The sequence below is a fragment of the Streptomyces atriruber genome, assembly GCF_001418325.1.
GTDB classification, from domain to species: domain Bacteria; phylum Actinomycetota; class Actinomycetes; order Streptomycetales; family Streptomycetaceae; genus Streptomyces; species Streptomyces atriruber.
The window spans coordinates 1-5,174 of the sequence record NZ_LIPN01000565.1; the positions used below are offsets into that span (position 1 = coordinate 1).

The window sequence follows — 5,174 nt, forward strand, 5'->3', positions numbered from 1 at the left end:
GCGGGGGTCGTCGCATGTCCGGATGGGTTTTTGGGCCCTCCGCTGATCCTCTTCCGGTCCTTGAGTGGTTCTCTTCGCCTTCTTGACCGTCTCGCGCCCTGCCCAAGATTCGTCACGGATAGTAGTCATGGGACTGCTCTGCGGAAGTCGTCGTGAAGGCAGTGCGATGTCACCGGTATGGGTGATGGGGATATTCACAGGCACTGCCTTGTCCACAGTTATTGACCAAGATCCACACGTTTTGCGGCGCCGCTGCACGCTGATTCCGCCCGTTCCACTCGCGAAGTTCATGGCCGGATTGCTTTGCCCGGTTCTTCGCGGATGACGAGCGCGGCATTCACAGGAGTCATGTGCCAAGAGGGGGACGGGGATCGTGGGCGAAGTCATTTCGAGTGATGTGGCCGCGCAGGCCGAGGGGCGGCAGGGCGGACCGCTGATCGTCACGGAGGACGTGGAACTGCTGGATGACCTGCTGCGGCTGTGCGCCGCGGCGGGAGCGCTGCCCGAGGTGCACCACGGCGGGCCCGAGCGCAGGGGCAGCTGGGACGCCGCTCCGCTCGTCCTGGTCGGGGACGACGCGGCGGACCGGGTGCGCGGAGCCGTCCGGCGGCGTGGAGTCGTGCTGGTCGGGCGGGATCAGGACGATCCCGGTGTCTGGCAGCGGGCGGTGGAGATCGGCGCCGATCACGTGCTGGTCCTGCCCGACGGCGAGCAGTGGCTCGTGGACCGCATCGCCGACGTGGCCGAGGGCGTGGGGCGTCCCGCGCTCACCGTCGGGGTCATCGGCGGCCGCGGCGGCGCCGGGGCCTCCACCCTGGCCTGCGCCCTCGCCGTCACGGCGGCCCGGGAGGGCCGGCGCACGATGCTCGTCGACGCGGACCCGCTGGGCGGCGGCCTCGACGTGCTCCTCGGCGCGGAGAGCGCCGAGGGCCTCCGCTGGCCCGCCTTCGCCGCTTCGCGGGGCAGGGTCGGCGGCGGCGCGCTGGAGGAGTCTCTGCCGCACGTCCATGCGCTGCGGGTCCTGAGCTGGGACCGGGGAGAGGCGGTCGAGGTCGCCCCCGAAGCCGTGCGGGCGGTCGTCGCGGCGGCCCGCAGGCGCGGCGGCGCGGTGGTCGTCGACCTGCCCCGCCGGGTGGACGAGGCGGTCGCCGAGGCGCTGGCCCAGGTGGACCTTGGGCTCCTCCTGGTGCCCGCGGAACTGCGCGCGGTTGCCGGGGCGCGGCGGGTGGCCTCGGCTGCGGGCATGGCGCTGCGGGATCTGCGGGTGGTGGCGGCGCGGGGTCCGGCGCCCGGCGGGCTCGATCCCGAGGAGGTCGCGGGACTGCTCGGGCTGCCGCTGGCCGGTGAAGTGCCCTGGGAGGCGGGCCTGGTGGCGGCGCAGGCCGCGGGATCGCCACCGGGGGGCGCCGCACGCGGGCCGCTCGCGCGGTTCTGCACCGCCTTCTGGGACCGGCTGCCGGCCGAGGCCGTGGGAGGGGGCGCATGAGCGCGGTGGTCGGGGCCCGGATGCTGGACGGAGTGCGGCAGTGGCTCGCGGAGAGCGGGACGGAACCGACCCCCGCGCGGGTCGCCGAGGCGCTGCGGGCCCAGGGCCGGGTGCTCGGTGACACCGAGGTCCTCGGCGCGGCCGCGCAACTGCGCTCGGAGCTGGTCGGGGCGGGCCCCCTGGAGCCGCTGCTCGCGGATGCCTCCGTGACCGACGTGCTGGTCTCCGCGCCCGACCGGGTCTGGGTGGACCGGGGCGGCGGCCTGGAGCTCACGGGCATCACGTTCCGGGACGCGGCCGCACTGCGCCGCCTCGCGCAGCGCCTCGCGGCCGTGGCGGGCCGCCGCCTGGACGACGCCCGGCCCTGGGTGGACGCACGCCTGCCGGACGGCACCCGGTTGCACGCGGTCCTGCCACCGGTGGCGGTGGGCTCGACCTGCCTATCCCTGCGGGTCGTGCGCCCCCGCGCCTTCACCCTCGCGGAGCTGACCGAGGCGGGCACCGTCCCGCCGGGCGGCGACCGCATCCTGCGGGCCCTGCTCGACGCCCGCCTGTCCTTCCTGATCAGCGGCGGCACCGGCACCGGCAAGACGACCCTGCTGAGCGCGCTGCTGGGCCTGGTGGGCCCGAAGGAGCGGATCGTACTGGCCGAGGACTCCGCGGAGTTGAAGCCCGAGCACCCGCACGTGGTGCGCCTGGAGTCCAGGCCCGCCAACCAGGAAGGGGCGGGTCTCGTCGGCCTGGACGACCTGGTGCGCCAAGCCCTGCGGATGCGTCCGGACCGCCTGGTCGTGGGCGAGGTGCGGGGCGCGGAGGTGGTGCACCTGCTGGCCGCGCTGAACACGGGCCACGAGGGAGGCTGCGGCACGGTCCATGCCAACGCCGCCGGGGACGTGCCCGCCCGCCTGGAGGCCCTGGGCACGACCGCGGGCCTCGACCGGGCAGCCCTGCACAGCCAGTTGGCGGCCGCTTTGTCGGTGGTGATCCATCTCGTACGCGACCGGACGGGCCGCCGCCGCATGGCGGAGGTGCACGTCCTGGAGCGAGCCGCCTCGGGCCTGGTGGTGACGGTACCGGCGCTGAGATGGGGCGAAAGGGCCTTCACCAAGCAGCAGGGCTGGACCCGCCTGAACACCCTCCTCACAGCCGGAGACAGGGGCGACGGCCGATGACCACAGCCATGTGGACGGCGGCGACGGCGACGTGCGCAGGAAGCGCGACCTGGCTGGTGGCCCGACGGGACCACACCACCCACCGCCTCAGGAAGCTGCTCCAGCCCCACACACCACAACCATCCCGGACTCCGCCCTGGCACCGGCTGATCACAACCGCCCGCGACCGGGTGCACCCTGAATGGTGGTGCCTGGTAGCCGGAATGGCGGTGTCGCTGCTGGGCGTATCCGTGGTGCCGCTCGTCGTGGGCGCGGCCGGGGTGCCGCTGGCGGCGCGGGCACGGCGGGCCCGGGACGCGCGCCGGGACCGGGAGCGTCGGGGCGACGCGGTGATCGCACTGTGCGGGGAGCTCGCGGGGGAGGTGCGGGCCGGCCGACAGCCCGGTGAGGCGCTGCGGCTGACGTTCCGCGAGCCCGCCGAAGCGGGCGCAGGTACCGGAACTGCCCGGAGCGCGGTGCTGGCGGCGGCGCGGTTCGGCGGCGATGTGCCGGGGGCGCTGCGGGCGGCGGCTCAAGAGCCGGGCGCGGAAGGCCTGCTGGGCCTTGCGGCGTGCTGGCGGGTCGCGGTGGACCGAGGCGCGGGCCTGGCCGCGGGCCTGGAGCGCCTGGAGGACGCCCTGCGCTCCGAACGAGACCAACGCGCCGATCTGAGAGCTCAACTGGCAGGCGCCCGCTCGACCGCGGTGATGCTGGCGGCCCTCCCTCTTCTGGGCCTGCTGATGGGCGCCGCACTGGGAGCGGACCCGCTGCGCGTGCTGCTCCACACCGGCCCGGGACTGGCCTGCCTCGCGGCGGGCGGAGTCCTGGAGGGCGTCGGTGCGTGGTGGGCGCTGCGCATCGTGCGCGGGGCGGAGAAGCGATGAACGTTGTCCACAGGCTGGGGGTGATCGTGTGGGTAGCTGCGGCCCTGCTCTGGCTGGCACTGACGGCACTGGCCGCCCGACGGGAAAGAACACAACGACGCCGCGCAGAAAGAGCCATCCCCACAACCGGAAGCCCGGCACACACACCTCAGAAAGCCACGACAGAACCACGGCGGAGCCAAACGGGACTGGCTGCTGGCATCCGGCACGGCAAGCGCCACGTATGCCCTGCTGACCGGCCTGCCAGGCGCACTGGCCGCGGCAGCCGTCGGATACCTCACCTGGCGCCACCTCCACCAGAAGCACGCCTCTGCACAGAACCAGGACCACGAGAACGCGGCAGCTCGCGAAGCTGCCCACCAACTCCCCTTGGCAGCAGACCTCCTGGCGGCCTGCATCGCATCCGGAGCAAGCCCCATGGCGGCGGCTCACGCGGTAGGGGAGTCCTTGCAGGGCCCGGTCGGCGCGCGCCTGTCCCGCGGAGCGGCAGAGGTGCGCCTGGGCGGCACCCCAGCAGCGGCCTGGCGCCACTTGAGCGCGATCCCGGGCGCCACACCATTGGCCCGCCTCCTAGAGCGCGCGGGCGACTCCGGAGCGCCGACCGCGGACCCGGTGGCCCGCCTGGCCGCGGACGCGAGGGCGACGCGCGCCAGAGCGGCGACGGCCGGAGCACGCAGAGCGGCGGTCCTGATGACGGCCCCGGTGGGCCTGTGCTTCCTACCGGCGTTCGTGGCGGTCGGGGTGCTGCCGGTGGTGATGGGCCTGGCGGAGGGCTTGTTGAGCACGGACTGAGACCCGCCAGGCCGAACACAACCCGAGATCCGACAACCGACAACCGAGAAGAACATACGACGGAGGTACCAATGCGGGGGCGGATGATGCGAGGACTGCACGGACTGCACGGACTGCGAGGGCTTCGTGGGCTGAGGCGACGGGGTCGCTCGCGGGACTCAGACGCGGGGATGGTGACGTCCGAGTACGCGATGGGCTTGATCGCGGCGGTGGGCTTCGCCGGCTTGCTCTACAAGGTGGTGACGAGCGGGCAGGTCAAGGCGGCGCTGCAGGCGCTGGTGGAGAAGGCGCTCGATGTCCCGTTCTGAAACCGAGCAGAGGCGACATCGCACCGGGCTCCGAAGAGCATTCTCGGACCGGGGGTTCGTGACGGCGGAGGCGGCCGTGGTGCTGCCGACACTGGTGCTCTTCACCATGGCGCTGATCTGGACGCTGCTGGCGGCATCCGCGCAGATCCAGTGCGTGGACGCGGCCAGGGCCGGTGCGCGGGCGGCGGCCCGCCAGGATCCGGACGACGCGGCTGCGGCTGCGGCACGCCAGGCGGCCCCGCGCGGGGCGAACGTGTCCGTGCGGCGTGAGGGCGACCTGGTGCGGGTCGAGGTGGTGGCGGACGCTCCGGGCCCCGAGGTGTTGGGCCTGGGCCTGCGGCTTCGGTCCGAAGCGGTGGCCTTGGCCGAGGAGACGGTGGGGGTCGCCGTATGAAAGCCAGGTGGCGAGGTGCGGGCCGTGATCGAGGGGCCGCCACCGTGTGGGTGGTCGTCACGATGGCCGTACTCGGCGTGATCTGCGGCGCGGTGCTCGCGATGACTCAGGTCGTCGTGGCCCGGCACCGGGCGGGCGGCGCGGCGGATCTGGCGGCGC

7 protein-coding genes are annotated in these 5,174 nt (G+C 73.9%); all 7 read left to right on the forward strand.

All coding sequences use genetic code 11. The features are described from left to right. Positions 1-373 precede the first annotated feature (373 nt). Complete coding sequence (ssd, locus tag AOK03_RS38460) at positions 374-1,486, forward strand: septum site-determining protein Ssd (protein ID WP_055569998.1); 1,113 nt, start codon at positions 374-376, stop codon at positions 1,484-1,486. Next, the gene (locus AOK03_RS38465) at positions 1,483-2,658 is read left to right on the forward strand and encodes a TadA family conjugal transfer-associated ATPase (RefSeq protein ID WP_055569999.1); all 1,176 of its coding nucleotides are present in this window, start codon (positions 1,483-1,485) and stop codon (positions 2,656-2,658) included. The genes ssd and AOK03_RS38465 overlap by 4 nt, the downstream gene beginning before the upstream one ends. Then, positions 2,655-3,521, forward strand: a complete 867-nt coding sequence (locus AOK03_RS38470) for a type II secretion system F family protein (protein ID WP_055570000.1) — start codon at positions 2,655-2,657, stop codon at positions 3,519-3,521. The genes AOK03_RS38465 and AOK03_RS38470 overlap by 4 nt, the downstream gene beginning before the upstream one ends. 417 nt (positions 3,522-3,938) lie before the next feature. Next, positions 3,939-4,313, forward strand: a complete 375-nt coding sequence (locus tag AOK03_RS38475) for a type II secretion system F family protein (RefSeq protein ID WP_425264451.1) — start codon at positions 3,939-3,941, stop codon at positions 4,311-4,313. Positions 4,314-4,483: 170 nt separating this feature from the next. Further along, positions 4,484-4,621, forward strand: a complete 138-nt coding sequence (locus tag AOK03_RS44675) for a DUF4244 domain-containing protein (RefSeq protein WP_244177928.1) — start codon at positions 4,484-4,486, stop codon at positions 4,619-4,621. Beyond that, the gene (locus AOK03_RS38480; RefSeq protein ID WP_055570001.1) at positions 4,608-5,015 is read left to right on the forward strand and encodes a TadE family type IV pilus minor pilin; all 408 of its coding nucleotides are present in this window, start codon (positions 4,608-4,610) and stop codon (positions 5,013-5,015) included. The genes AOK03_RS44675 and AOK03_RS38480 overlap by 14 nt, the downstream gene beginning before the upstream one ends. Further along, positions 5,012-5,174 (forward strand): Rv3654c family TadE-like protein (locus AOK03_RS41560; protein ID WP_167355697.1); only part of this gene is annotated, 163 nt, incomplete at its 3' end. The genes AOK03_RS38480 and AOK03_RS41560, both read left to right, overlap by 4 nt.